Genomic DNA, 25,140 nt, shown 5'->3' with positions numbered 1-25,140 from the left:
TGTCTTATTTTTGTGCTGTAGAGAAAACAAAAAACTGCAATATATACAAAAAAGCATGAAGAAGTCGATTCTTTTGGTTGATGATAAGCCTGAGATAGCGAAGATTATAATGCTCTATCTGTCCTCATTATATGATGTCAGATATGAAGAGAATCCTATTAAAGCAATCGCATGGCTCAATGAAGGTAACATACCGGACGGAATTATTTCCGACCTTAATATGCCGGAGATGAACGGAGAGGAGTTTTTATGTTATTTAAAAGCAAATGCACTTTTCAGTCATATCCCTGTACTGATTCTATCGAGCGTAGAAAGCAGTTCTAACAGAATACGTCTATTTGAGGAAGGCGCAGAAGATTTTATTCTGAAGCCTTTTAACCCGGAAGAATTAAGGGTAAGGGTTAAAAGGTTATTGAGATAAATAATAAACACACTAGGGTTAAATTAAACTTGTATGGAGTACATTTTTTGGGGGAATAATATTCCTTTAGCTGCTCATTTGCGGGAAACTCTGCAGTGCAAAATTTCCGAATGTATCACTTTCCTGCAAATAAAATCAAGTTTATCCTCTATAGGAGAAATTGATTTCTGCGTATTTCTTGAAAGACAGGAAATGATGACAGATATACCTACAATTACTCAGCTTCATAAGTTATATCCTGACTTATATATTATTCTAATTAGTGACAACCTAAAAAAAGAAGATAAGATACCTTATCTGAAAGCAGGTGTTGATTGTATGATCTCTAAGGAATCGTCAAAGGAGGACTTACAAAAATTACTATCCGTTATTATTGATTTCAAGAAAAAAACCAAAAATAAACAGATAGAACAGATATCTTCTTTAGCAGAGTTCAAACTACCTATATGGAAACGAGCATTTGATATTATGGCTTCTTCCACAGCTATCCTTATGCTATCTCCCATATTAATAACGACAGCTTTTCTCATCAGATTAGAGAGTAATGGTAAAATTGTGTACAAATCGAAACGTGTCGGTAGCAACTATAAAATTTTTGATTTTTATAAATTCCGTTCAATGTATTCGGACGCAGATAAGCGACTTGCTGAATATAAAAAACTGAATCAATATACTAAAGAAACGACTGAAGAAGAATCTTTGATGTCTTCTTCAACTCCTGGGATATCCCAGGAGACACCTCCGACTGATAATGACCGGGATGTCCTTCTATTTTCCGATAACTTAAGTACATCCGAAAACAATTACTTGAAAACGAAGCGAGATGAGCGTTCCAACGCTTTTTTCAAAATAGAAAATGACCCACGTATAACCCATATCGGTCATATCATTAGAAAATATAGTATAGATGAACTTCCGCAACTGTTCAATATATTAAAAGGTGATATGTCTGTTGTGGGGAATCGTCCTCTCCCCCTTTATGAAGCAGAACTACTTACCAGCGATGAATATGTAAAACGCTTCATGGCACCCGCCGGCCTAACAGGACTTTGGCAAGTTGAGAAACGCGGTGATGCAGGAAAGATGTCTGCCGAGGAACGGAAACAACTGGATATCAAGTATGCGAAAGAATTTTCTTTTCGGATGGATATGAAGATTATTTTCAAAACGTTTACAGCTTTCATTCAAAAGGAGAATGTATAAACTTTATAAGTTATGAAGTCATTTTTAATCGTATCATTTCTTCTTATTAACATTTTGTATAGTTTCGGACAAAAAGATGTGAATACTGAAACTATAGATAATATTCTCAATAAGTCCGAAAAAGTTGAATTACCTCCTCTTTCTGTCTTTTTAGAGTCCGTATATGAACATCCGTCAATCCAAATATATGAGGCCAAACGTGATGAAGAACGAGAAACACTAAAAGAGACTCAGACTAAATGGTTAAACTATTTTCGTGTAAGTGGCATGTACCAATATGGAAAAATTGCAGCTCTTTCTAAAGATAATGGAGGGACCGAAGATTTACTATATACATTTAATAGTAAAGCACAAAATCAATATAATATAGGTATGGTTCTATCCATACCCATTGGCGATTTATTTGGACAAAGACATAAAACACAAGCTCAAAAAGCACGGCTCCGTCAAATAGAATATCTCTATGAAACCTCCGTCGAAGAACGAAAACTTAAAATATTGGAAGCGTACAATCAAGTAGTAGAACAACTGGCAACCTTAAAGGCCAAATCGGATGCAGCCGCTTTATACAATGCACAAATGAAAATATCAGAACAAGATTTTATTAATGGTAAAATCGATATTATTTCACTTTCACTAGAGCGAAGCAGAAGATCGGACGCTGTAGTTTCCTATCAGGAAGGTCGAGCATCTTTACATAATTCGATTACGTTACTCGAAATGCTTACAAACGTAAAAATAATAAACAGATGATATGGATATAACCCTTTACATATCACGTTTTTTATACCGAATCAGACATCAAGTTATATTCGGTAGTTTAGCTGTTACGTTATTAGTAGGTTATTTTACGCAATTCCTACCTAAAACATATACAGTAAATACATCTATTTTTACAGGAATAGCATCCAATACAGGTTTAGACAGTGAAGATAAACCGGACAGAAATGCACAAAATAATACATTTGATAACTTGATTAACCTCACAAAAGCTAAAGGAACACTAGAAAAAGTTTCCTTACGGCTATTTGCTTTAAATATGATCCATGGTGATGCTACAACTGATAATCTATACATTACAGCCAAGAACTTCAAGGAACTGCAAAAGACCGTTCCGGAAGACGTGAAAAAATTAATAGACAAAAGCTCTTTAGAAAAAACAATAAAAAACCTCGAAGCTTACAAACAAGCTGTTCCTGGTAATTTTTTATATGGTCTATTTAACTGGTATCATCCTAATTATAGTTATGCAGCATGTAAAAATGTTGTTGTAGCACGACTCAATAACAGTGATCTGATTGAAATTTCTTTTAAGTCAAATGATCCTGGCATTGCCATGAACACTGTTAAGCTAATTAATGATGAACTTATAAAAGCTTATGATGAAATACGTTACAAAGCAGCAAATGATGTCATAAAATATTATGAAGATCAATTAGCTACTTTACGTCTTCAATTAGATAATATGGAGAATTCGCTTACCACCTTCAACACAGATAACGGAGTTATTAATTATGGAGAACAAACCAAAGCTATCGCTCTAGCCTATACTAATTATGAAGATAGGTATGAAGCCACATTAAGAGAATACGAAAGTTCGAATCGTTTGATACAACAGTTAGAACAACAGATGAATATTCGCTCCAAACTATTTCAAACAAATACAGAATTTATTGCAGCATTAGATAGTATATCCTATTTCAATGAAAAGATAACCGAAATAGAGACCTTTAATGCTGAATCAGCAACGACAAAAAACAAACAGCTTGAAAAATATAAGTCTGATTTAAAAAACACAGAGAAAAAGATAGAGCAGTTATCTGATGAAATTAATGAACACAAATATTCTAAAGAAGGAGTTGCTATCGAAAATATGGTTAATCATTGGTTGGCCGAGGTGATCCGTAACACAAAAGCAAAAGCAGAACTAAAGATATTAGATAACCGAAGAAAAGACTTTGTAGAACAGTATAAAAGATTTTCCCCTGTTGGTACTCAGATTAATCGTAAAGAACGAGAAATTCATATTACCGAAGAATCTTATTTAGAAACACTACACGCTTTAAATATGACCAAGTTGAAGCAAAAAAACATTCAGCTGACATCAGCCACATTAAATGCAGTGACTCCTCCTACATATCCTTTATCCAGTGATAAAAGCAAGAGAAGTTTATTTACACTGGTTGCTTGTCTTGGGAGTATTATTTTTATCATCGGATGTAACTTAGTCGTAGAACTTTTGGATCGAACACTGAGAGACGCCGAGCGCACCCAACGACTTACCGGGACTTCTGTTTTAGGAGCTTTCACCGGAAATACACAATTAAAATACCGTGGTTACATAAAAGCTTGTAACCGAATTTCTGCTGCTTATGCATGTAATCGGATGAATCAATATTTACATCCAGAAAAAACAACATATATCAATTTACTAAGTATAGAAAGTCGGGAAGGGAAAAGTTTTGTTGCCGATTACCTGATAGATAATTGGCAAGATCAGGGGTTGAAAGTTCGTCATTTAAAAATCGGAGAAGATCTTCCTAATGATTGCTCCTTTCTGTTGACTTCCGGATATGACGCTTTACTTTCCAAGGAAGAAGAAAGGCCGGATATATTACTTCTGGAACTTCCTGCTGTACAAAATAATAGTTTACCAGCTTCTCTATTGCGTCAAGCTGACGTAAATCTATTAATTGCAAATGCATGCAGAAGTTGGAAACAGAGCGATCAAACATTTCTGAATCATCTGAAAGAGATGGCAACGACAGCTCCATTTTATATTTACCTGAACAATGCCACTCGCGAAACAGTAGAAGAATTTACAGGGCAACTACCACCTTATACTTCTATGCGAACATTAGCTAACAGGCTTATATATATGGGACTTACGGCACAGAACACAGCAATCAAATAGAATTTAATATTAAAATAATAATGACAAACCTGTTGAGTAAAATAAATTTATTTCAGCTAATCCTTATTTTAGGACTGGCAGGAATTGCATTATCTATACTCACAGGAAATTTAATACTGTCAATCGCAATTATTTCACTGCCCCTATTATTTGTTATGTCCATACAAATTCTTAAATATCCAATATTAATACTTTATACCATATTTACATTAAACTATTTTATTTTAGGTGTTGGACGCTATGTAGAATTAAACGGAGTAAGTTTTCTCATGGATATACTTATGGCGATAGCCTTAATTCTAATTATTACCCATACTGCTCTATCTAAAAATGTGGATTGGAAGCCAGCCAACAATATACTCACCGCAGGAACTGCTATTTGGATGCTTTACTGCTTGGCTGAAATAGCTAATCCATCGGGTATGGTAAATGCCTGGGTATTATCAAGAGGCCTCGTTATAAATGGATTTATCATAACTGTATTGACATCTGTTTACTGTGCCCGATATAAATCGGTAAAGACATTATTATTTTTACTGTCCATCTTTTCACTTATGGCCGTTCTCAAATGTTTTCAGCAAAAATATATTGGATTTGACTATGCAGAGAGTAAATGGTTAAGAAATGGAGGAGCATTGACGCACCTGATCGGCACGGGAACCCGATATTTCTCTTTTTTTACTGATGCCGGTAATTTTGGCTCCAATATGGGAGCAGCAGGAGTAATTTTTGGTATTGTAGCTATTTCTTCCCAACGGTCTACAACCAAAATATATTATAGTATTGTCGCTATCTGCAGTCTATATGCCATGCTGTTATCAGGTACGCGAGGAGCAATGATCGTACCTTTAGGTGGCCTTGCATTATATACAATAATCAGTAAAAACGTCAAAAGCATGGTTATAGGAAGTATCACCTTAATGCTTATCTATATATTTTTCGCATTCACAATGATCGGACAAGGGAATGCACAAATACGCAGAATGCGTACAGCTTTTAGACCTTCCGAAGATGCATCTTTCAATGTTCGAAAAGAAAATCAAAAAGTATTAGCTGATCATTTAAAAGACAAACCCTTTGGAGAAGGCCTGGGCTTATCTGGCGTGGAAAATCAAAAAACATCCATACGACTCACAACCCTTATACCTCACGATTCGTGGTATGTAAAGATATGGGTAGAGACCGGTGTTGTCGGTATAATACTTTATCTGGGAATGTTATATATAGCCATTGCCCGAGGTGCTTATATACTAATGTTTAAAATACGAAACCAAGAGCTCAAAGGTATTCTAACCGGTTTGCTATGTGGTATTACCGGACTACTCCTAAGTGCCTATGGCAATGCATTCTGGGGGCAATATCCAACTCATATTATTGCTTTTATGGGATTGTCGCTCGTATTAAAAGGTGAATATTTCGATAAAGAACTGGTCGTTGCACAGCCAGAACAAACAATAAAACAAGTCGTGATACAAAACAAATGATATACTATGGATCAAATTAATCAATTAATAATGACCTGGGTTCAGAATGAAGACTCTATTTATAGAATAATAGATGCTATTCTATTCTTGCTTTTCTTGATAGCAGTACTTTATTTGCTGATTTTTGCAATATTCTCTCTTAAAAAACGCAAAAATACATATCCACCGGCACGCAAGAGATATCGCTTTGCTGTACTTTTCCCATGCTATATGGAAGATGAAGTGATACTAAATTCCGTAAACTCTTTTTTCGATCAGGAATATCCCCGCGAACTATATGATGTTATCGTCATATCCGACCGAATGACAGAAGAGACAGACCAGGCACTTCGAAATCTTTCAGCTCTGGTTGTAAAAGCAGATAGTCCTCAAAGTACCAAAACCAATGCACTCAGAAGAGCCATTAGATACATAGAAGAAGAAAAACGTACTTATGATATTGCCGTTGTTTTAGATGCGGATAATCTGGTGGATCTTGATTTTCTTGATAAGATAAACGATGCCTTTTATTCTGGCTGTATGGTGGTACAAACCCATCGTGTAGCAAAAAACAGAAATACAAGTATTGCTGTTCTGGATGCTGTTAGTGAAGAAATAAATAACTCTATTTTCAGAAAAGGCCATACGGAACTAGGCTTTTCATCTGCATTAATCGGTTCAGGAATGGCTTTTGACTACCAATTATTTAAAGAATATATGCAAACGGCTAGTTCTATCGGAATAGATAAAAACCTTGAAAAGTCACTGCTAAAGAATTACATTTTTATAGAGTATTTGGAAACTGTTTTTACATATGATGAAAAAGTAAAACAAAAAGCAGATTTCTATAATCAACGCCGTCGCTGGCTGGCCACTCAATTTTACAATCTGTTCTCCGGCCTTGGTCATATATTGATAGCCATACTAAAAGGTAACTGGGATTATGTAGATAAACTATTCCAATGGATGATGCCCCCCCGCATAATGTTATTCGGACTTATCACACTTATAGCTATTGGCATGACGTGGATAAATTGGGCTCTGTCGGTTAAGTGGTGGGGATTACTACTACTACTTTGCATAACATTCAGTATCGCTGTACCTAATTATCTGGTAGATAACAAATTTAAAAAAGCGATACTTAGTATTCCTCTTTTATTCATTTTGATGCTTTTCAACCATTTTAGGATGAAAGGAGCAACTAAAGAGTTTATTCATACCAAACATTCTTCAAAATAAGCATTATGAAAATAGCGATTGAAGCCCAGCGTATCTTCCGAACCAACAAGCATGGTATGGATTTTGTAGTATTTGAAGCTATCCGTGAACTTCAAAAGATAGACAAAGAAAATGAATATTTTATTTTTGTCAGTCCAGGTGAAGATCGATGTTTACAGGAATCGGATAATGTACATATTATTGAAGTGAATTGCCCCACTTATCCATTGTGGGAACAATTGGCCTTACCCAATGCTGTAGCTAAAGTAAAGCCTGATTTATTACATTGTACCAGCAATACAGCTCCTATTCACTGTTCTTGCCCTTTAATACTAACTCTTCATGATATTATATTTCTGGAACCTCGTCAAAGCGGAAATAAATCATGGTATCAAAATATGGGGTGGTATTATCGGCGAATGGTGGTACCCCGCATACTCAACAAATGTAAAAAAATCATCACGGTTTCTCATTTTGAACGAAACCGAATCAAAGCAACATTAAGACTTCCTGAAGATCAAATTATAACTGTTTATAATGGTTATAGTCGTTACTTTTTTCCTCGGAGAGAAACAAAAACAATTACACAGAAATATATACAATCTGACAAATTCATATTTTTTCTGGGAAATACAGATCCCAAAAAGAATGTCCCTCGCACATTAAAAGCCTATGCTTCATATCGAAAACATTCGAAAGATCCTCTTCCTCTATTAATTGCTGATATTAAAGATGATGTTCTGAACTCCCTTTTAAAAGGACTCGGTATTGAAGATATACGGCCTTTCATTTTTAGTCCAGGTTACATACCAAATACAGATCTGCCTTATTTGTATAGCGGAGCATTTGCTTTTTTATATACATCATTAAGGGAAAGCTTCGGTATCCCGCTATTGGAAGCAATGGCTTGCGGTACTCCTGTTGTCACATCCAATACGTCTTCCATGCCGGAAATAGGCGGAACAGGGGCATTGCTCTCCGACCCTACCAACGAAGAAGATATAACCGGTAAATTGCTTTTATTGGAAAATGATCCGATAACTTACCGGCAACAAGTCGATTATGGACTTGAACGGGCTAAACTATTTTCCTGGGAGAGCACAGCTCGGAATTTACTATCAATCTACCAACATATTTAAATCTCTAAAAATATGATAGAAGGAAAGAATTTCATATTTACAGGTTTACAACCTTGGGACATTCCTATCGGTTCGAATGCCAAAGATATTGCGTTGGAAGTATCAAAACACAATAAAGTGCTTTATATCAATACGCCACTAGATAAAAAGACATACAAAAACCAGAGTAAATCGCCGGAATTTATTCAGCGAAAGAATGTTATTTCGGGAAAATCACCTGAATTAAGACAAGTCAATTCCAATCTATGGATATTGGATTTCCCTTTTACAGTCTGGCCTGTCAGCTTTTTACCGGACGGACCCGTATTCGACTGGATTAACAAGATGAATAACAAGCGTATGTATTCATTTGTCAAGAAAACATTGAAACAGTTACATTTCAATGAATACATCTTGTTTATGGACAATGATATTTATCGCAGTTTTTATGCCCGGGAGATACTCGAACCAGCCTACTCGATTTATTATAGGCGAGATAACCTAATATCCGCTTATTGGCAAAAGCATGCACCGAGATTAGAACCGCTATTGTGCCGAAAAAGTAATTTAGTAGTAGCTAACTCGATTCAACTGGCCGAAGCTGTTTTACCATATAATCCCAACACATTCGATATAGGACAAGGATTAGATCTTAGTCAATATGATTATAAAACGAATTATCCGTTACCACAAGATATAAGTGATATAAAGCATCCTATAATAGGATATGTCGGATGGATTACCAATCGCCGACTTGATGCCGATCTGATTTACGAAGTTGCACGAAGATGTCCCAACTTATCATTTGCGATGGTAGGAGGAGAAGATGAATACTTCAAAACACATAAACTACATACCCTGTGCAATGTTTTCTTTACCGGCGAGAAGACTCAGAGTTGCATCCCTGCATACGTAGCGAGTTTCGATGTGTGTATGAACCCTCAAAAAATCAATCAAATTACTATCGGTAATTACCCTCGTAAAATTGACGAATATCTGGCATTAGGAAAGCCGGTTATTGCAACACGTACAAAAACAATGAGCATATTTGAAGATTACGTTTGGAATTGTACGAATGCTGACGAATACGTAGCTGCAATAGAGAAAGCATTACAGGCACATTCTGCTGAACAGTCTTTACGCAGAATTGAATTTGCTCATACACATACCTGGGAAAATTCGGTTCGAAAATTATATTCACATATAAACTTATAATACAAGAGAAATGTTAAACGATCATCCACAATTAAAGAAGTTTCTGCACTATTGCCTAGTACATCCATACACTTCACGTCCACGATGGTGGGCCAGAGTTTTCCTCATTCCGTTTGTAATAAAAAAAGGAAGAGGGGCTATTATCAGAAGAAAAGCCAGATTAGACATTATTCCCTCTAAAAAAATAACAGTAGGAATCAAAAGTGTAATAGAAGACTACACAATCATCAACAATGGTATGGGAGACATTATCATTGGAGATTATACACATGTTACTTCGCGCGTTAAACTAGTAGGTCCTGTCACTTTAGGCAATTATGTGACAATAGGTAGCGGAGCACAAATCACAGGACTGACACATAACTATATGGATGTTAACCGTCCTATTGCCAAGCAAGGTGTTACCCCTGACAGAACTGTTGTAGAAGATGATGTGTGGATTGGTGGGAACTCATGTATAAACCAAGGTATCACGATTGGAACGCATTGTATCATCGCATCCGGCAGTGTGGTGACAAAATCTGTTCCGCCATACTCTGTTGTCGGAGGAAATCCTGCCCGCATATTAAAGCAATACGACTTTGATAAAAAAGAATGGGTTAAAGTTCAAAAGAAATAGATATGGTGTCAATTATAACAATAAACTACAATGGTTTCAAAGAGACTTCTGAACTTGTGGATAGTCTGCGTTTATACGAAGACTATCCATATGAAATTATTGTTGTAGATAATAATTCACCGAATGGAGATGGTCAGCGGTTGAAAGAAAGGTTTCCTGAGTTAGCTATTATTTGTAGTGACAGAAATCTGGGATTTTCAGGTGGCAACAATTTAGGATACCGATATGCCAAAGGAGAGTATATCCTCTATATGAACAATGATATGACAATCACTGCCCCTTTTCTGAAAACACTGGTAAAAAGATTCCAATCCCGAAAAAAGACCGGTTTAGTCTCACCCAAAATCAAATACGAACATCATCCGGACATAATTCAATATGCAGGATATACCCCTATGCACCCTATCCGGATTAGTAATAACCTGATCGGGGTTAACCAAAAAGACGAAGGACAATATGATGAACCCTCTCCTACAGCTTATGCACATGGAGCTTGTATGCTTACCTCAAGGAAGGTTATAGAAAAAGTAGGGATGATGACTGAAATATACTTTCTCTTTTACGAAGAGATCGATTGGAGTATCCAGATAAAGCGCGCCGGATATGAAATATGGTATGAACCGGGAGCATGTGTACTACACAAAGAAAGCATGACAGCCAAGCGGGGAACTCCTTTACGCCTATATTACCTCACCCGTAGTCGGCTTCTGTTTACACGACGAAATTCGATTTTTTATTTAAAAACAGCAGCCTTATTGTATCAACTATCGATTGTTATTCCTAAAAATATAATACTGTACTCGATTCATGGAGATAAAAACATGCTGAGTTCGTTTATAAAAGGAAGTTTTCATGGATTCACTCATAAAATAAATGAATAAGCCAAAAGTCGCTCATATAGAAAGTCTGCGCGGCATAGCAATCCTGCTGGTCGTTATAGGACATGTCATCGGTTCAACTCCGGCTGGAGGAATGAAAATTGACTATCCCTCATTCTGGAGATATTTATATATATGGATCGACTATATACAAATGCCTTTGTTTACCGGAATTGCCGGTTGGGTATATGCTCTTAATCCGGCTATAAATTACAAATTCAACACTTTTTCTTTAAAAAAAGCCATCAGATTACTCATTCCTATGGCTACGGTCGGAACATTGTATTTCATCATCCAATATTTGACTCCGGGTACAAATATGAAAGGGCACTTATCGGATATTTGGAAAATCTATATTTTCCCTTATACTATTTATTGGTATCTGCCGTCCCTCTTCCTTATTTTTATAAGCATGTATATTATAGATAAGTACAAATTGTGCCAATCGGCTAAGGCTTGGTTATTTCTATTTGTGGCCACATGGGGAATAAGTCTGGTAATCAAAACAATTCCATCAGAGATTCCGAATATTTTCAGTTATAAAGGTGCTTTCGGACAGTTGCCTTATTTTATTATTGGAGTCGGCATACAACGGTTTTCCGGACAATTATACGAAAAGAAAGCTATTTGCACTTACCTTATACTCGCATGTATAGGACTCGCTTTACTACAATATAAATGGTACTACGTAGTAAACGGGGATGATATTACTTTCTGGTACAAAGCGTTATTACCCCTATGGATAGCGTCTACCCTTATGCTTTTACTCCATATTAATCGGAGTTGTCAATTTTTCACCTGGCTAGGAGGTTTTGCTTATACTATTTATTTGTTTCATGGTTTCGGTACATCGGGCGGAAGGATCTTAGCAACTAAAATAGGGATAAGTTCATCTTTATTGATATTCATAATAGCTACTGTCATTGCTTTATTTATACCTATTCTGATCGAAAAGGTAATTAACAAATGGCAACCGACAAGAATGCTTTTTCTAGGAAAAAAATAATGAAACAAATAACAACAGGTATTTTGGAAAACAACTATCATACTAACACTAATAAGCTTGTACAGATTATAATTCAATCTATACAAGAAGTGACAGTTCGTATGACAGTACTATTTTCTACTATCATACTATCACAAAACAAGCTGTTAAAAATGTCACAATATATAGCTTATTTTCAACAAAATAACTATATCTGTTTTTTGAGATCCGGGTCTCGTTTCCCCTCACATCCGGGTCTCTGCATCGTTCACATCCGGATGTAAAAGAGGAGAGAATGGGTATCTCAAGCATAATTTATATATATGATAAAATTAATTACTGTTTTTATTATTACATTCATTATATCTTCATGTTCAAAGGCAACAATGATAGATTCTGATGTGAGTGTACAGCACATAATAACACCCGATTCAAGTGGTCGGATAAACATGTATCCCGATCAAACCCAAAAGATTCTTCCGGGTAGTACGATTTACTTGGATGGAAACTTCTTAAGTGTTCACTTCACAGGATTAAAAGGGAGTGCCGAACATCCGATTCGCATCACAAACTATCCGGGGAAAAAGCTTGTGATCGGGAATCCTGATTGGGCAGGAGGTGCCTACTCCAGTGCAATCCAACTATTAGAATGCCAACATATCATACTAGGCAGTGAAAATGACGCAGCTGATTTTTTGATTGATGGTTCTACATCGAAGGCACGCTCTTCATACTTTGGAATCAATCTTAGACCTTTCACAGATAATGTGGAGGTTAAAAATATAACAATCAAAAATGGAGGAACCGGTATTCTTGCAAAAACCGATCCCAAGATAGATGATCCGAAAACATGGTATCCCAATACCGTACTCGAAAACTTATCTATTCATAATGTCATCATAACCGATGTTTCTACAGAAGCGATGTACATAGGGCATACGGCTGTATGGTGGGGATGGGACGAAACAGGAAAAGGATACAATGCCGGACCTAAACCTGATAATCCAAGCCATACGTATGTAATGCCTATTAAATGGAAAAATGTAAAAATATATCAGAATCATATCTCTAATACAGGATATGATGGAATACAGGCATCCGCAATAGATCAATTAGAAATTTACGAAAACGAAATAGCCAATTTTGGAACCAAAGGTACATGGGGGCAAAATGTAGGTCTAATTGTCGGTGGACGCACAACCGATACAAATGTCCACGATAATTATGTACATGACGGGACAGGAGAAATCATTGAATTTCACGGATCCGGAGAGAATAATTCATCCCACATCATCCACAACAACCTTTTCGTAAATTCTCAATCCAATGGAATGGGAATATATGGTTTAATTGATGCCGCAACCGTTAATATTACTAATAATACGATTGTAGGATGTCAACTTTTTGCTATTCAGGTAAACGGGAAATACTATGAAACCTTCGTTAAGTTGAACAATAATGCATTTGTTGAATGTTATCAGAAAGATCCGTCATCAATAAACTATATACGAATAATGAATAACGGAAAAGTAGAAGACTCCGGTAATAAACTATTTGACACACTAATAAATGCAAAAATAGATCCACAGAACTATTATCAACCACTCCCTGGTTCTTCCATGGGAAATGCCGGATACAAGCATTAATTTAACCGTTATTGATTCGTGTGTAGTACTTTTATTCGTTTTAAACGGAAATCAAGCTCGTTTAAAACGAATAAAAGTACTACCTAGGATTTGTCATGTTTACTTATTCCGTACGATAGACAAAGAGGTTCAGTTGCGACCAAAAGAACGGAGTATCTTCATTTCTTCAAAATGGAAAAGAGTTGAAATAAGCAGATAGTAAGAAATACCTACGATAATACCTACAGACAGTTGAATCCAAGCATTCTCAAATAAAAAGATAGAACCATACACTAGCCCACCCATTGAAAAAGAAAGAAATAGCACAGGTAATAATTCTTTTAGTTGAGTATTCAAACTTATATTAGTCAGTTTATATGTAAAATAGGTAATGATTATAATATCTGCAAAAGCATAGACTATTAATCCTGCGCACATAACCATTACTCCAAAAGGTAGTGTTGCAAAAAGTATTACAAAAGCAATCCCTTTCTTTAAGATCTCTGCATATAAAAAATAATCAGAACGCCCTTTCACATTCAAAATATTATGATTGATCTTCATTACCGGATCCCACATATAAGCAATACAAAGTATTTGAAGCAAAGGAACTACAGGCAACCATTTATCAGTTAAAATAATACGAACCAAAGGTTCAGCAACTGCACAAAAGCCAATCATTATGGGAAAAATAAGAAAACAAGCCATACGCATATATTTAAGAAACATATCGCGTAATTGCTCATCGTCATCCTGAATCCGGCATTGGATGGGATAAACAGCCCGCACTATTACATTGGTCAAATTTGTAGATGGAAACTGAGCTAATGTAAAAGCTCGATTATAATAACCTAATTCTACTGAAGCAAATTTTTTCCCTATAATCAACGTATATAGATTAGTGTAGATGGTATGTAGCAATGAAGACAACAACAATTTAGATCCGAATAAAAACAAGACATAAAAAGATTGGGCACTGAAAGAAAGACGTGGCGTCCATCGGGAATAGACCCAAATCAAAATAACTCTCATCACATTATTTAATAGTGATTGATATACCAATGTCCAGACTCCATAACCGGAGTAAGCCATCCAGACCCCCACTACACCACTAACAGACACTGCGATCAGCGAAGCAAAAGCTTGCCGTTTAAAATCGAGAGCTACCGTCAACTTCGCTTGTTGCACTATTCCAAAAGAATTTACAATAAGGACTAGACCCGCTACCTTGGTTATCTCTTCTAGCTGCATTTCTTCATAAAAAACAGCAATGAAAGGAGAAGCCAAATACAACAATATATAAAGAACAAGCGCAATAAGAATATTAAAATAAAAGACTGTACTATAATCTGTTTCCGAGCGATCTTTCTTTTGTATCAAAGCGTTGGCAAATCCACCATCTATAAAAGTTTGAGCGATAGCCATAAAAATGCTTAGCATGGCAACCAGCCCATAATCTGAAGGTAGAAGTTGACGGGCAATAACGATACTCAACAGGAATTGAATTCCCTGCACAGAAAACCGCTCAATAGCACTCCAGAACACACTCTTAGTAACTTGTTTTTTAACTGACATTTTACCCTTATTTATTTCAAAACATTCTTATTATCCTCCCCCTTAACAAATCGTTCCCACCAGATAGCTAAAGTTAGTAAATTGAAATACTGGATCGCTTTATTCTGTTTGTACCAGAACCAGTTACCATCTTCGTGTACTTCCTTATCATATTGTCTTATAAATACTTCAACTACATTTCGATCAAGAAACGTATCAAACATAGAAGAGTTCATGATATAATCGGCTACCTTGGATCGTTGAAGATCATTCTTAAAAAACAATGGCATCGGAGCAAAACCGCCTTGTTTCTTTTTGGATGTTATTACTTCAGGCAGCATGGGTTTATAATGATATTTCAATAAATATTTTGCAGTAGCATGCCCTTTAGCTATATCAGTTACATTCCCCCCCTTACATTTATATTTTACAGGCAACTTTTGTAAAAATTGATACAAATCAAGATCCATGTATGGAAATGTAATTCTATTATCAAACATTTCCGCCATTCTGGTAGCTTTAAATAATATCACCTGATTTATAATCTTTTCCAAATCCGTTTTATATGCATGCTGAACATAGAGATGTTCAAAACTACGGATATCCGGCTCGATTGTATCAGGGGTACTCAAAAAAGACTTTTCCTGTAACATCTCTTTCAAACGAAAGTCCGGGAACCCAAACAAGTCTCCCTGAAGAATATTCAGTACTTTATCCAAATGAAACCGAACACGGTAAAAATAATTATTCTTATCGAAGCCCGACTGGCATAATAAACAATAAACAAGCTGCATAAGCGGAGCCATCTTATACTTGGAAATAAGATAATGAAGAGCGACTTCACGACCGGAAGTTCCAAAATATTGATCACTGCCATCTCCTCCCAGAATAATCTCCGGTTTATTATCACCGATTAACTTCATTGCTGCATAGTTTACCATTAATCCACCTTCAACAAAAGGATCACCCAGATGTGCAACAATATCGGGTAACCCGGAAAGTTCACTACCATCAATCTCATATTCGGTGTGTATAGTACCAAAAGTATCAGACATACAACGTGCCAAAGGTAATTCTGTCCAGTTATCTCCCTTGAATCCTATGGAAAAAGAACGAATATTACCGGCATATATATTACGCAATGCTGCCAGATTACATCCGGAGTCATATCCTCCACTCAATAAGATACCAACATCTTGTTTATTGTCAATACGTTTTTTAATCGCTTTTATATGCAAACGACCATATTCTTCTGCCAGTTCATTTAGATCTCCATCACTCAAAACCGGCATAATATCGTCGGTACAATACAAATTCTCTACCTTCTGTTTACCTTCTTTATATATCAGTATTTCTCCTCCACCAAGTTTATGTACACCTTTCACTGCTGAAAAAGGCGTTGCAATATAGCCTATATTAAGGAAACGGCTTAGTGCCTGAAAGTCCGGTTCAGTGATAAATCCATCTGTTTCCTGCAACAGAGATAATGAAGAGGCAAAATAACGATCAGTGTAATAGACCGGTTTACTCGTCCCATGATGGTCACGGGCTATAAGAATGTCTCTGCCTTCTTGTATCATCAATGTATATGATCCATCTGCCTTTGCTAATCCTTTCAAACCGTATATTTCATATAATTCGGAAATCACTTCGGCATCTGACTGATCAGATGTATAGCCTAAGACTTTCTTATTATACAGAACACCCCAAAAGTATATCTCAACTTTTTTATTCTTATAAACAGAGCAGGATTCGTCATATATAATATGACCATAAGTCTTTGACAAATATTTTTGTGGAAAGACTCCTTTATTTTCAAATTTACCGATAAACATAGATTATTATTTTACTCCGTGAGATGTATGAATGAATTTTTTATTAGCACCTTTTAAACGAAACAAATTACAAAACATCAGTAAAAAGGAATAAGGTAATTCAAATAAGGCTACAAATAACCTTTTATTTAATAAGGTTCTAGGAATAGCTAAAAATAGAGCTAACACCAGAATCAAGAATAATATCCACCATTTTAATGCTATGGTCCATTTGATAAAAGAGAAGACTAAGGATATTATAAAAATAACCCCCAACAATATTATTCGGGGAATACTCATTTGTTGAAAGACTTTATCACAAAAATCCCAGTTACCCTTTTTTATAGCATTCGGAACGTCTGCTATAAATTCCACCAAATAGTGTAACTGCGCCGATAACCAACGACGTCGTTGATCAGAAAAATTTGCATGACTTTGAACTTTCTCATCCAATACATCAACATCCTGTAAGTAATAGATCTTTTCACCCTCTTTTATTAAAGACAATTCCAATGCCCTGTCAAATCCTCCCACGGCATTTATTGAAAGCATAATCTCCTTAAATAAAGTATAATTGAATGCCATGCCCGAACCGATCAAAGCTGCAGATAATCCCATGGTAGCATGTCCCAATCTAAAAATACTATTATTAATTTCTTCACTGACTGCATCCAAAACAGATAAGTTTGTATTCAGATTCTTTGCTTTACGATGTGCCTGAACGATCCTAACCCCAGGAGTCGAAAAAAAGTTATTGATATTTTGCAGGAAGTCAGCATAGATCACGTTATCGGCATCCAATACTACTGCAATATCGTAAAGATCACCGATTTGGTCCATTGCAAAGTTTAGAGCTTTGGCTTTAGTGCTATTTTCAAAATGGACATTTACCAACTTAACCGGAAGAGACGACAATATCTGATCGGTACCCTCTTTCATCCGGTCTGAGATAACCACAATATCGTATTTATCGGTTGGATAGTTCTGATTCATACAAGACGCAACACATTCCATAATAACCCGATCCTCTTTGTAGGCAGGAATCAAAATTGCAATCCGCTTTGTAACAGAAGATAAAGAGCTATTCCGTTCCAAATGCAGATGAGAAACAATACTGAACATTAGTAAATAAACAACGTTCAGAACAGCTACTACAAATAAAATTATTTCCAACCAATGCAACACCACCATATTTTATAAATTTACAAAAACGCAAGAGCTGCAAAAATAATAAAATCCAGAACACAAAAACCAAAAACACGTTATTTTTCATAGTCTTTTAAAAAATTCTTTATTTGATGAATTGTTATAAAACTTTATTATATTTGCAAACTATAAAATATTATCTGAATTGAAATATTTACAGGGAGACAAGAAACAATTTATTGGGAATCTAAAATAAGTGTATAAAGCAGACATGTTTTATGTAAAAAAACAAAATGAATATTATCTTTAAAATAGATACGCTTCTGTTTATTATCACTGCTATATTTACAGGATATAATCTTCTTTTCACTTTTGCATCTTTATTTAAAAGGAAAAAGAAAAAGGTTGATCGTATAAAAATGCAGAACATAGCTGTGATTTTTGCCGCTTACAAAGAAGATAAAGTAATAAAAGAATCTATTGAAAAATTCCTTAAACAAGATTACCCTCAAGATAAATACCAAGTAGTTGTAGTATCCGACCATATGAAAGATATTACTAATTCGGCACTCTCTCAAATGTCTATAACACTCTTTGTGGTTGATTTTAAAGATAGTATGAAGCATAAATCTATATCTTATGCTTTGGATCATCTTAATGATTTTGATCGAGTGGTTATTATGGATGCCGATAATATTACCGATACAGATTTTCTAACCCGGATCAATGAAGCAACACAAACCGTAAAAGTGCTCCAGGCACACAGAACGCAGAAGAACAAAAACACTTCCGTTGCTATTTGGGATGGAATCTCTGAAGAAATAAATAATACTATATTCAGAAAAGGACGTGTTAATCTTGGATTATCATCAGCTTTGATAGGTTCAGGAATGGTTTTCGACTTCAACTGGCTGAAACAACACATGCACGAATGTAAAACTTTTGCAGAAGATAAAGAGCTGGAAGCCATTTTAGCAAAAGATAACGTATTTGTTGATTATAGTGATGATATATATGTATACGATGAAAAAACTGCCAGACAAGATATTTTGATCAGACAAAGGTCAAGATGGTTTCATGCCCAAATACTTGCATTTTTTTTAATAACCAAAGATTTTAATTTACAGAAGATCAATCCCTCATATCTTGATAAGATCATACAATGGATCCCTTTCCCAAGAACTGTCAGATTCTTATTTATATTTCTAATGATACTTTTCTGGTCTGTAGTTGCATTTCCTGTTGCAATAAAATGGTATATTCTGCTAATCATAAAAATAGCAACTTATCTATTGGCAATACCACGAAAAATGTATACATATGATTTTTTTACCAGCATCATCCAATTACCGTCAATGATGATCGCACTATTACGCAGTTATATTGCATCGATCTGCCGCGTGAAAAAGAAAGACATGAGATTCAATAATACTCCTCACCACATAACTAAAGAGAATAATCATGGATAAGAAGGTCTCCATAATAACTGTTAATTACAATGGTGCTACTGATACATGTGAAATGATTGAATCATTAAAGCAACATGAGAACTATCCTTATGAGTTGATCGTTGTAGATAATGGTTCTGCAAATCTGAATGAGTATAGTTTATTAAAAGATAAATATCCTGATGTAAAAGTTATAAGAAACGATAAAAACATTGGATTTGCAGGTGGTAATAATATTGGTATCCAATATGCAACAGGGGATTATTTATTCTTTCTGAATAACGATACAATCATTACCAGTCCTATCCTGGAAATACTTGTAAAGCGGTTGGATAATGATAAAAAAATCGGTTGTGTCTCCCCAAAAACAACCTTTTGGCCACAAAGCAATAAATTGCAATATGCCGGTGCCACCAAAATGAGCTATATAACTCTACGTAATGAGTTTACCGGATATATGCAGGAGGATGATGGAAGATTTGATGTCTCTCTGGAAACTGCCTTTGCCAACGGAGCCGCCATGATGATACGAACTACCGATATTCAAAAATTTGGACTTATGGCAGAGTTCTATTTTTTATATTACGAAGAACTAGATTGGTGTGCCTATATGCAGAAAGCAGGATTCCGTATTTGGTATGAACCCGAAGCAGTCGTTGGGCATAAAGAAAGTGCCAGTGTCGGATTACAAAGTCCACTGCAAGTATATTATCACACACGCAATCGCCTGATTTTCGCTCAAAGAACATTATCCGATCCTTTCGAAAGGATATGTTCCTACTTCTATCAAACTTTGATTGCTATACCCAAGCGTTTTCTAACTTATTTATATAAGAGAAAGTTCAATCTTATTCCTCCTCTACTAAAAGGCGGAAAAGATGGTGTAACCTTTATTATCAACAAGTAAATATATGATTATGGAAACAGGATTCTATGTAGTTTCGGAATGGCTATTCTGGATAGGAATATTTATCGTTTTCTACACATATCTCGGATATGGTATATTATTATATATATTGGTACGGATAAAAGAAGTATTTCATAAACCGGTCAGATACGATTTAACAGATCCACTCCCCGAAGTAACCCTCTTCATTGCCGCATACAATGAAGAGGATATTGTTGCGGCCAAGATGAAGAACTGTCATGCTCTCTCCTATCCTGTCGACAAACTAAAAATAGTTTGGGTGACCGACGGCTCAAACGATCATACGAATGAATACCTGAAAAAATATCCGGAAGTAACCGTACTCTTTCAACCGGAACGCAGAGGAAAGACAGCTGCACTAAACCGTGGAATACAGCATGTGACCACTCCTTATGTTGTTTTCACAGACGCCAATACAATGTTGAATGCTGATGCGATCACAGAGATCGTCCGTCAATTCTCCAATCCAAAAGTCGGTTGCGTAGCGGGAGAAAAAAGAGTTGAAACGGCAACCGCACAAGGTGCAACTGCCGGAGAAGGAATCTATTGGAAATATGAATCGGCATTGAAAGCACTGGATTATCGATTATACTCCGCTGTAGGAGCTGCCGGCGAACTATTTGCCGTACGAACTGAACTATTTGAACAAATGCCGCCCGACACACTCCTGGATGATTTCATCCTCTCTCTCCGTATTGCACAGAAAGGATATAAAATCGCTTATTGCAAAGAAGCTTACGCAACTGAGACTGCATCATTGAATATGAAGGAAGAAGAAAAGCGTAAAATACGCATTGCTGCAGGCGGTTTGCAATCAGTATGGCGTTTACGGAGCTTGTTTAACATATTCCGTTACGGCACATTGAGCTTCCAGTTCATAAGCCACCGGGTCTTACGATGGACCATTACACCGATTGTCTTATTCCTGTTAATCCCTTTAAATATAATATTAACATGTAAGAGTGAGTTTACATATATATTTTTACTACTTTTACAAGTCGCATTCTATATAATGGCTTATGCAGGCTATTTGTTGGAGCGGCGAAACTTGCGGAATAAACTGCTTTTCATTCCTTATTACTTTTCTTTTATGAATATAAATGTCATAAGAGGATTTTTCTATTTAGCTGGAAATAAAGGGAATGGGGCCTGGGAAAAAGCAAAGAGAATATAATAAGAAAAATATTTCTAAAATGCGATAATGAAAACCTCTGTAAATTCAAACATTATTAATACATTTGTGTGCTGATAGTGATTGAATATCAAGAAAAGTGTAAATTAATATGGATAATTTAGCATCAGAGTATACTGTATTGATCGTAGACGATGTTCCAACCAACGTCATGTTAGTACAGGCTATATTAAAAAAAGAAGGATATACACTATTGACCTGTGACAGCGGCGCCAAAGCTCTTCGCATTGCTCATGACAAACATCCCAATCTCATACTACTAGATATCATGATGCCGGAAATGGACGGATACGAGGTATTACAACACCTCAAGAGCGCCCCGGACACCAATGATATTCCTGTAATAATCATGTCTGCACTTAGTGATATGCAGAGTATAGTGAAAGGATACCAGTTAGGAGCTACCGAATATGTCACAAAACCCTTCCAAAGAGAAGAACTGGTCAAACGCGTTGCCCACCGTTATGAACTATTTAGTATTAAACGCATAAAACAGGAACTGGAAAATACAATCGAATCACGCGATACACTCTATTCTGTTATAGCACATGATCTTCGTTCTCCACTCGGTTCTTTGAAAATGATGAATAACGCTATCCTTATGATGGTAGACAAGAGCCAAGTCAGCCCTGAAGTATTCGAAATGCTTCAGATGATGAATAAAACATCAGAAGAGATTTTCCTCCTGCTTGACAACTTGTTGAAATGGGCAAAGAACCGCCTGAAAAAGCAGAACATATATAAACAAGAGGCTGATATCAACAGCTTGGTTTCCAGTACCGCTGAAATTTACATTCCGATGGCTGCCCAAAAAGGCGTTAGCCTGCAGTTGATAAATGTAGATAAGGAACTGGTAGGTTCTGTCGATATAGACATGATAAAGACAGTGGTCAGAAACCTTATTTCAAACGCGATCAAGTTTAGTTTCGAAGGAGGCACAATTGAAGTTTCGACTAGTATTGAAGGTAATAATGTAATTGTCAGCGTAAAAGACTCCGGTAAAGGAATTAAGAAAGAAGACCAGGAGAAATTGCTGAAAGCCAACACGCATTTTACCTCTTACGGAACAAACAACGAAAAAGGTTCGGGATTGGGATTGATGCTTTGTAAAGACTTCGTGGAACTGCATGATGGTAAATTATGGTTCGAGTCGGAGGAAGGTAAAGGTTCAACTTTCTTATTCTCCCTTAAAGCATTGAATAAAGAATAAATACCATTCAATATAGAAAAGAAATTGAAAAAGGGAATGTATTCGTTACATTCCCTTTTTCATTACTATCACATTCAGATCGGAAGCGAATTTCTTATATTCAGAGGCGGTCATCTCACCTTCCGTAGATAAAACAACTAACGAATGATCCGGATATTCACTTCTGTAAGCCGGATGAATATGCGGAAACGGATTTTCCACAAATCCATACGACTGATAAAAACGTAACCGGGCTGCAGATATACTATCCACCACAGGGTCTATCTCCAATAGTACACGTCCACCCTCCTGCTCTATCAGATTTTTCAGGATCAATCCACCCAAACCTTTACCACGCTCATTCGGATGAATAGCGAAATGCTCCACATATATATAACCATCAAATCTCCAATAAGCGATAAAGCCTTGCAAGAAACCGGTATTCTTACCGACATAACAATCCAGATAAAAGCGGCTATCCGCAAAAGCATCCTTCTGCTGCACTTCAGTCCGTTGTTCAAAGACAGGAAAACTAACATCATATATCTCCCTGAATGCTTTATACAGCAATGCATCCGTTGTTGTTATTCTTACAATCTCCATACGATTCTTTTTTTATTTAAGCAGGCACAAAGATAAAGCTTATGACAAACTAATCAATAAGTCACTACTTATTATATGAAAAGAAGGGACTTATTGTTGCTATGATGTACACCCTGGCCGACTACCCTGTACAGGCTGATAAACCGGGGTGTACAGGATAATCGTCCAGGATGTACAGGGTAACGATAGTAGGTCGGGACTCTTGAACTAATTGATAGTATGCTTTACTCTAAAAGGGAAGGACGTAAACAATAAAAAAAGCGGCTACCGGGTTGTATTTCCCGATAGCCGCCTTTTGCGTTTCCTGTATATCCGGTCGTTTGTTACTGCATACGACGGATACCGATAGCTTTGTTATACTGAGCCAGAGAGGCTTTCTGCTGATACCAGGTCTGGATAAGACTGCTGTAAGACTGTATCCATGATAGCTGGGCAGAGAGTACATCGACAATAGGAAGCTTACCTTCATTATAGCTGAATGTATTCAGGTCAAGGTTCTCTTCGGCTATTTTGCAGGCATCTTCGGCAACATCGATCTGCTTGGTATTCTCAGTCAGACTGGTCCAGGCATTAGCTACTTCCTGGCCGATCTGATCGCGGGTATTGTCCATCGCATACTCTTTGCTGCGCAGGATCGCTTTTTGCGAGTTCACTTCCTTGAAGCGTGCTCCCCAACGGAACAAAGGTATTTTCAGAGAAGCAAAGACTGCCGGTGTCCATAGCTGGTCGGAACCTTTCATGTTCAGCATAGGAGTTCCCCATGATCCCTGAAATCCGACGGACAGGTTCGGGTTATACTTTGCCTTGGAAAGGTTGATCTGCCGTTTCTGATACTCGATATTCAACTGGGCTATATGAAAGTCCGGACGATTATCCAACGCTGCAGACTCACCCACACGCAGAGGCAACGGTTGATCCATTGTGATGGAGTCGGCAATAGCCACCTCTTCCATCGGGGGAACTCCCATCAGGACGTTGAGATTCTGTAAGGCGATCTGATAATCTTTATAGGCAGAACTTTTGTTCAACTCCGCCTCTTTCAGGCGGGCCTGTACCTGCAAAAGGTCGGTCTTACTGATTTGTCCGTCCTGGAAACGAAGCGTCAACACGTTGGCCAACTCCTGTACGATATCGACATATTGGGTCATTACATCATACATCCCTTTGCGGGCAGCTACCGACCAGTAGTTCATATCGGCGGCATAAACGATGTTATCGGTCGTCAGTTCTTCCGCCTCAGTGGCAATCTGTCCCTGTATCTCGGCAGCCTTATAGTTGTTGTAAATCTGTCCTCCGGCATAGATAGGCTGGCTGACAGTTGCTCCCAGGCTATAAGTGTTATGATCCATTTCATAACCCGGCATCAATTCGTACTTATTAATACGGTACTGGTAACTACCGGAGAAATCGACCGCCGGGAAGAATGCAGTCTTAGCAGCTTTAATGGCGTGCTGCATAGCGATCCGTTCTTCGGAACTCTGCTTGATCTGACGGCTGTATTCAAGCACTTTTTCTTTATATTCGGCTGCTGTGATGGGCTGTACCTGCGCATTCGCAGATAAAGCACCCAACAGCATACAACCTATTATCAGTTTACTTTTCATATT

21 protein-coding genes are annotated in these 25,140 nt (G+C 36.7%); 16 read left to right on the top strand and 5 right to left on the bottom strand.

Going from position 1 to position 25,140, the window contains the following annotated elements; all coding sequences use genetic code 11:
• Nucleotides 1–55: 55 nt before the first annotated feature.
• From M1P97_RS11485 to M1P97_RS11430, 12 genes are all read left to right on the top strand, one after another.
• On the top strand, nucleotides 56–421 hold the full coding sequence (locus M1P97_RS11485; RefSeq protein ID WP_129733735.1) for a response regulator: 366 nt from the start codon (nucleotides 56–58) through the stop codon (nucleotides 419–421).
• A 33-nt stretch (nucleotides 422–454) separates the two neighbouring features.
• Nucleotides 455–1,624, top strand: a complete 1,170-nt coding sequence (locus tag M1P97_RS11480) for a sugar transferase (protein WP_293651122.1) — start codon at nucleotides 455–457, stop codon at nucleotides 1,622–1,624.
• A gap of 12 nt (nucleotides 1,625–1,636) precedes the next feature.
• Nucleotides 1,637–2,377: a TolC family protein gene (locus M1P97_RS11475; RefSeq protein ID WP_195371513.1), complete on the top strand. Its 741-nt coding sequence runs from the start codon at nucleotides 1,637–1,639 to the stop codon at nucleotides 2,375–2,377.
• A 1-nt stretch (nucleotide 2,378) separates the two neighbouring features.
• Nucleotides 2,379–4,538: a GumC family protein gene (locus M1P97_RS11470; RefSeq protein ID WP_249389148.1), complete on the top strand. Its 2,160-nt coding sequence runs from the start codon at nucleotides 2,379–2,381 to the stop codon at nucleotides 4,536–4,538.
• A 20-nt stretch (nucleotides 4,539–4,558) separates the two neighbouring features.
• Nucleotides 4,559–6,022 (top strand): O-antigen ligase family protein, encoded by a 1,464-nt coding sequence (locus M1P97_RS11465; RefSeq protein WP_195371517.1) that lies wholly within the window; start codon nucleotides 4,559–4,561, stop codon nucleotides 6,020–6,022.
• 6 nt (nucleotides 6,023–6,028) lie between these two features.
• A complete protein-coding gene (locus M1P97_RS11460; RefSeq protein WP_195371519.1) occupies nucleotides 6,029–7,240 on the top strand; it encodes a glycosyltransferase family 2 protein in 1,212 nt (403 codons plus the stop codon).
• Between the two features lie 5 nt (nucleotides 7,241–7,245).
• Nucleotides 7,246–8,358 carry a glycosyltransferase family 4 protein gene (locus M1P97_RS11455; RefSeq protein ID WP_249389147.1) on the top strand — a complete coding sequence of 371 codons (1,113 nt, stop codon included), beginning with the start codon at nucleotides 7,246–7,248 and terminating at the stop codon, nucleotides 8,356–8,358.
• 12 nt (nucleotides 8,359–8,370) lie between these two features.
• Nucleotides 8,371–9,552, top strand: coding sequence for a glycosyltransferase (locus tag M1P97_RS11450; RefSeq protein WP_249389146.1), 1,182 nt, complete (start codon nucleotides 8,371–8,373; stop codon nucleotides 9,550–9,552).
• 10 nt (nucleotides 9,553–9,562) lie between these two features.
• Nucleotides 9,563–10,171: an acyltransferase gene (locus M1P97_RS11445; protein WP_249389145.1), complete on the top strand. Its 609-nt coding sequence runs from the start codon at nucleotides 9,563–9,565 to the stop codon at nucleotides 10,169–10,171.
• A 2-nt stretch (nucleotides 10,172–10,173) separates the two neighbouring features.
• Nucleotides 10,174–11,052, top strand: a complete 879-nt coding sequence (locus tag M1P97_RS11440; protein WP_249389144.1) for a glycosyltransferase family 2 protein — start codon at nucleotides 10,174–10,176, stop codon at nucleotides 11,050–11,052.
• Complete coding sequence (locus tag M1P97_RS11435; RefSeq protein ID WP_249389143.1) at nucleotides 11,045–12,055, top strand: acyltransferase family protein; 1,011 nt, start codon at nucleotides 11,045–11,047, stop codon at nucleotides 12,053–12,055. The genes M1P97_RS11440 and M1P97_RS11435 overlap by 8 nt, the downstream gene beginning before the upstream one ends.
• 302 nt (nucleotides 12,056–12,357) lie before the next feature.
• Entirely contained in the window at nucleotides 12,358–13,680 is a 1,323-nt protein-coding gene (locus tag M1P97_RS11430) for a right-handed parallel beta-helix repeat-containing protein (protein WP_249389142.1), read from the top strand.
• 129 nt (nucleotides 13,681–13,809) lie between these two features.
• Here the strand turns inward: M1P97_RS11430 and M1P97_RS11425 are convergent, their stop codons facing one another.
• Genes M1P97_RS11425 through M1P97_RS11415 form a run of 3 tightly spaced genes read right to left on the bottom strand, consistent with a single transcriptional unit; the run spans nucleotide 13,810 to nucleotide 18,218 of the window.
• A complete protein-coding gene (locus tag M1P97_RS11425; protein ID WP_249389141.1) occupies nucleotides 13,810–15,234 on the bottom strand; it encodes a lipopolysaccharide biosynthesis protein in 1,425 nt (474 codons plus the stop codon).
• Nucleotides 15,235–15,245: 11 nt separating this feature from the next.
• Nucleotides 15,246–17,048 carry an asparagine synthetase B family protein gene (locus M1P97_RS11420; protein ID WP_249389140.1) on the bottom strand — a complete coding sequence of 601 codons (1,803 nt, stop codon included), beginning with the start codon at nucleotides 17,046–17,048 and terminating at the stop codon, nucleotides 15,246–15,248.
• A gap of 6 nt (nucleotides 17,049–17,054) precedes the next feature.
• Nucleotides 17,055–18,218: a glycosyltransferase gene (locus M1P97_RS11415; protein WP_195371536.1), complete on the bottom strand. Its 1,164-nt coding sequence runs from the start codon at nucleotides 18,216–18,218 to the stop codon at nucleotides 17,055–17,057.
• Between the two features lie 248 nt (nucleotides 18,219–18,466).
• Here M1P97_RS11415 and M1P97_RS11410 point away from each other — a divergent pair, with 248 nt between their 5' ends.
• The 4 genes from M1P97_RS11410 to M1P97_RS11395 all read left to right on the top strand — a co-directional run bounded on the left by M1P97_RS11410 (nucleotide 18,467) and on the right by M1P97_RS11395 (nucleotide 22,951).
• Complete coding sequence (locus tag M1P97_RS11410) at nucleotides 18,467–19,642, top strand: glycosyltransferase (protein WP_249389139.1); 1,176 nt, start codon at nucleotides 18,467–18,469, stop codon at nucleotides 19,640–19,642.
• Nucleotides 19,635–20,528 (top strand): glycosyltransferase family 2 protein, encoded by an 894-nt coding sequence (locus M1P97_RS11405; protein WP_249389138.1) that lies wholly within the window; start codon nucleotides 19,635–19,637, stop codon nucleotides 20,526–20,528. Before M1P97_RS11410 ends, M1P97_RS11405 begins: the two co-directional genes overlap by 8 nt.
• Nucleotides 20,529–20,538: 10 nt before the next feature.
• Nucleotides 20,539–21,723: a glycosyltransferase family 2 protein gene (locus M1P97_RS11400; protein WP_249389137.1), complete on the top strand. Its 1,185-nt coding sequence runs from the start codon at nucleotides 20,539–20,541 to the stop codon at nucleotides 21,721–21,723.
• 109 nt (nucleotides 21,724–21,832) lie between these two features.
• On the top strand, nucleotides 21,833–22,951 hold the full coding sequence (locus M1P97_RS11395; RefSeq protein ID WP_195371540.1) for a hybrid sensor histidine kinase/response regulator: 1,119 nt from the start codon (nucleotides 21,833–21,835) through the stop codon (nucleotides 22,949–22,951).
• A gap of 45 nt (nucleotides 22,952–22,996) precedes the next feature.
• On the opposite strand, the gene M1P97_RS11390 is transcribed toward M1P97_RS11395, so the two are convergent.
• Both M1P97_RS11390 and M1P97_RS11385 read right to left on the bottom strand, forming a co-directional pair.
• Nucleotides 22,997–23,533, bottom strand: a complete 537-nt coding sequence (locus M1P97_RS11390) for a GNAT family N-acetyltransferase (protein ID WP_195371542.1) — start codon at nucleotides 23,531–23,533, stop codon at nucleotides 22,997–22,999.
• Nucleotides 23,534–23,856: 323 nt separating this feature from the next.
• On the bottom strand, nucleotides 23,857–25,137 hold the full coding sequence (locus M1P97_RS11385) for a TolC family protein (protein ID WP_075557357.1): 1,281 nt from the start codon (nucleotides 25,135–25,137) through the stop codon (nucleotides 23,857–23,859).
• Nucleotides 25,138–25,140: the final 3 nt, after the last annotated feature.

This window comes from Parabacteroides leei, assembly GCF_023369805.1.
Lineage (GTDB): Bacteria > Bacteroidota > Bacteroidia > Bacteroidales > Tannerellaceae > Parabacteroides > Parabacteroides leei.
The sequence above is the reverse complement of the archived record's forward strand: the minus strand, read 5'-3'. Positions and strand labels throughout refer to the sequence as shown.

What these genes read in the sequence shown, in the direction of transcription:
- M1P97_RS11485 (WP_129733735.1), top strand. Translation starts at nt 56, where the DNA reads ATGAAGAAGTCGATTCTTTTGGTTGATGATAAGCCTGAGATAGCGAAG.
- M1P97_RS11480 (WP_293651122.1), top strand. Translation starts at nt 455, where the DNA reads ATGGAGTACATTTTTTGGGGGAATAATATTCCTTTAGCTGCTCATTTG.
- M1P97_RS11475 (WP_195371513.1), top strand. Translation starts at nt 1,637, where the DNA reads ATGAAGTCATTTTTAATCGTATCATTTCTTCTTATTAACATTTTGTAT.
- M1P97_RS11470 (WP_249389148.1), top strand. Translation starts at nt 2,379, where the DNA reads ATGGATATAACCCTTTACATATCACGTTTTTTATACCGAATCAGACAT.
- M1P97_RS11465 (WP_195371517.1), top strand. Translation starts at nt 4,559, where the DNA reads ATGACAAACCTGTTGAGTAAAATAAATTTATTTCAGCTAATCCTTATT.
- M1P97_RS11460 (WP_195371519.1), top strand. Translation starts at nt 6,029, where the DNA reads ATGGATCAAATTAATCAATTAATAATGACCTGGGTTCAGAATGAAGAC.
- M1P97_RS11455 (WP_249389147.1), top strand. Translation starts at nt 7,246, where the DNA reads ATGAAAATAGCGATTGAAGCCCAGCGTATCTTCCGAACCAACAAGCAT.
- M1P97_RS11450 (WP_249389146.1), top strand. Translation starts at nt 8,371, where the DNA reads ATGATAGAAGGAAAGAATTTCATATTTACAGGTTTACAACCTTGGGAC.
- M1P97_RS11445 (WP_249389145.1), top strand. Translation starts at nt 9,563, where the DNA reads ATGTTAAACGATCATCCACAATTAAAGAAGTTTCTGCACTATTGCCTA.
- M1P97_RS11440 (WP_249389144.1), top strand. Translation starts at nt 10,174, where the DNA reads ATGGTGTCAATTATAACAATAAACTACAATGGTTTCAAAGAGACTTCT.
- M1P97_RS11435 (WP_249389143.1), top strand. Translation starts at nt 11,045, where the DNA reads ATGAATAAGCCAAAAGTCGCTCATATAGAAAGTCTGCGCGGCATAGCA.
- M1P97_RS11430 (WP_249389142.1), top strand. Translation starts at nt 12,358, where the DNA reads ATGATAAAATTAATTACTGTTTTTATTATTACATTCATTATATCTTCA.
- M1P97_RS11425 (WP_249389141.1), bottom strand. Translation starts at nt 15,234, where the DNA reads ATGTCAGTTAAAAAACAAGTTACTAAGAGTGTGTTCTGGAGTGCTATT.
- M1P97_RS11420 (WP_249389140.1), bottom strand. Translation starts at nt 17,048, where the DNA reads ATGTTTATCGGTAAATTTGAAAATAAAGGAGTCTTTCCACAAAAATAT.
- M1P97_RS11415 (WP_195371536.1), bottom strand. Translation starts at nt 18,218, where the DNA reads ATGGTGGTGTTGCATTGGTTGGAAATAATTTTATTTGTAGTAGCTGTT.
- M1P97_RS11410 (WP_249389139.1), top strand. Translation starts at nt 18,467, where the DNA reads ATGAATATTATCTTTAAAATAGATACGCTTCTGTTTATTATCACTGCT.
- M1P97_RS11405 (WP_249389138.1), top strand. Translation starts at nt 19,635, where the DNA reads ATGGATAAGAAGGTCTCCATAATAACTGTTAATTACAATGGTGCTACT.
- M1P97_RS11400 (WP_249389137.1), top strand. Translation starts at nt 20,539, where the DNA reads ATGGAAACAGGATTCTATGTAGTTTCGGAATGGCTATTCTGGATAGGA.
- M1P97_RS11395 (WP_195371540.1), top strand. Translation starts at nt 21,833, where the DNA reads ATGGATAATTTAGCATCAGAGTATACTGTATTGATCGTAGACGATGTT.
- M1P97_RS11390 (WP_195371542.1), bottom strand. Translation starts at nt 23,533, where the DNA reads ATGGAGATTGTAAGAATAACAACAACGGATGCATTGCTGTATAAAGCA.
- M1P97_RS11385 (WP_075557357.1), bottom strand. Translation starts at nt 25,137, where the DNA reads ATGAAAAGTAAACTGATAATAGGTTGTATGCTGTTGGGTGCTTTATCT.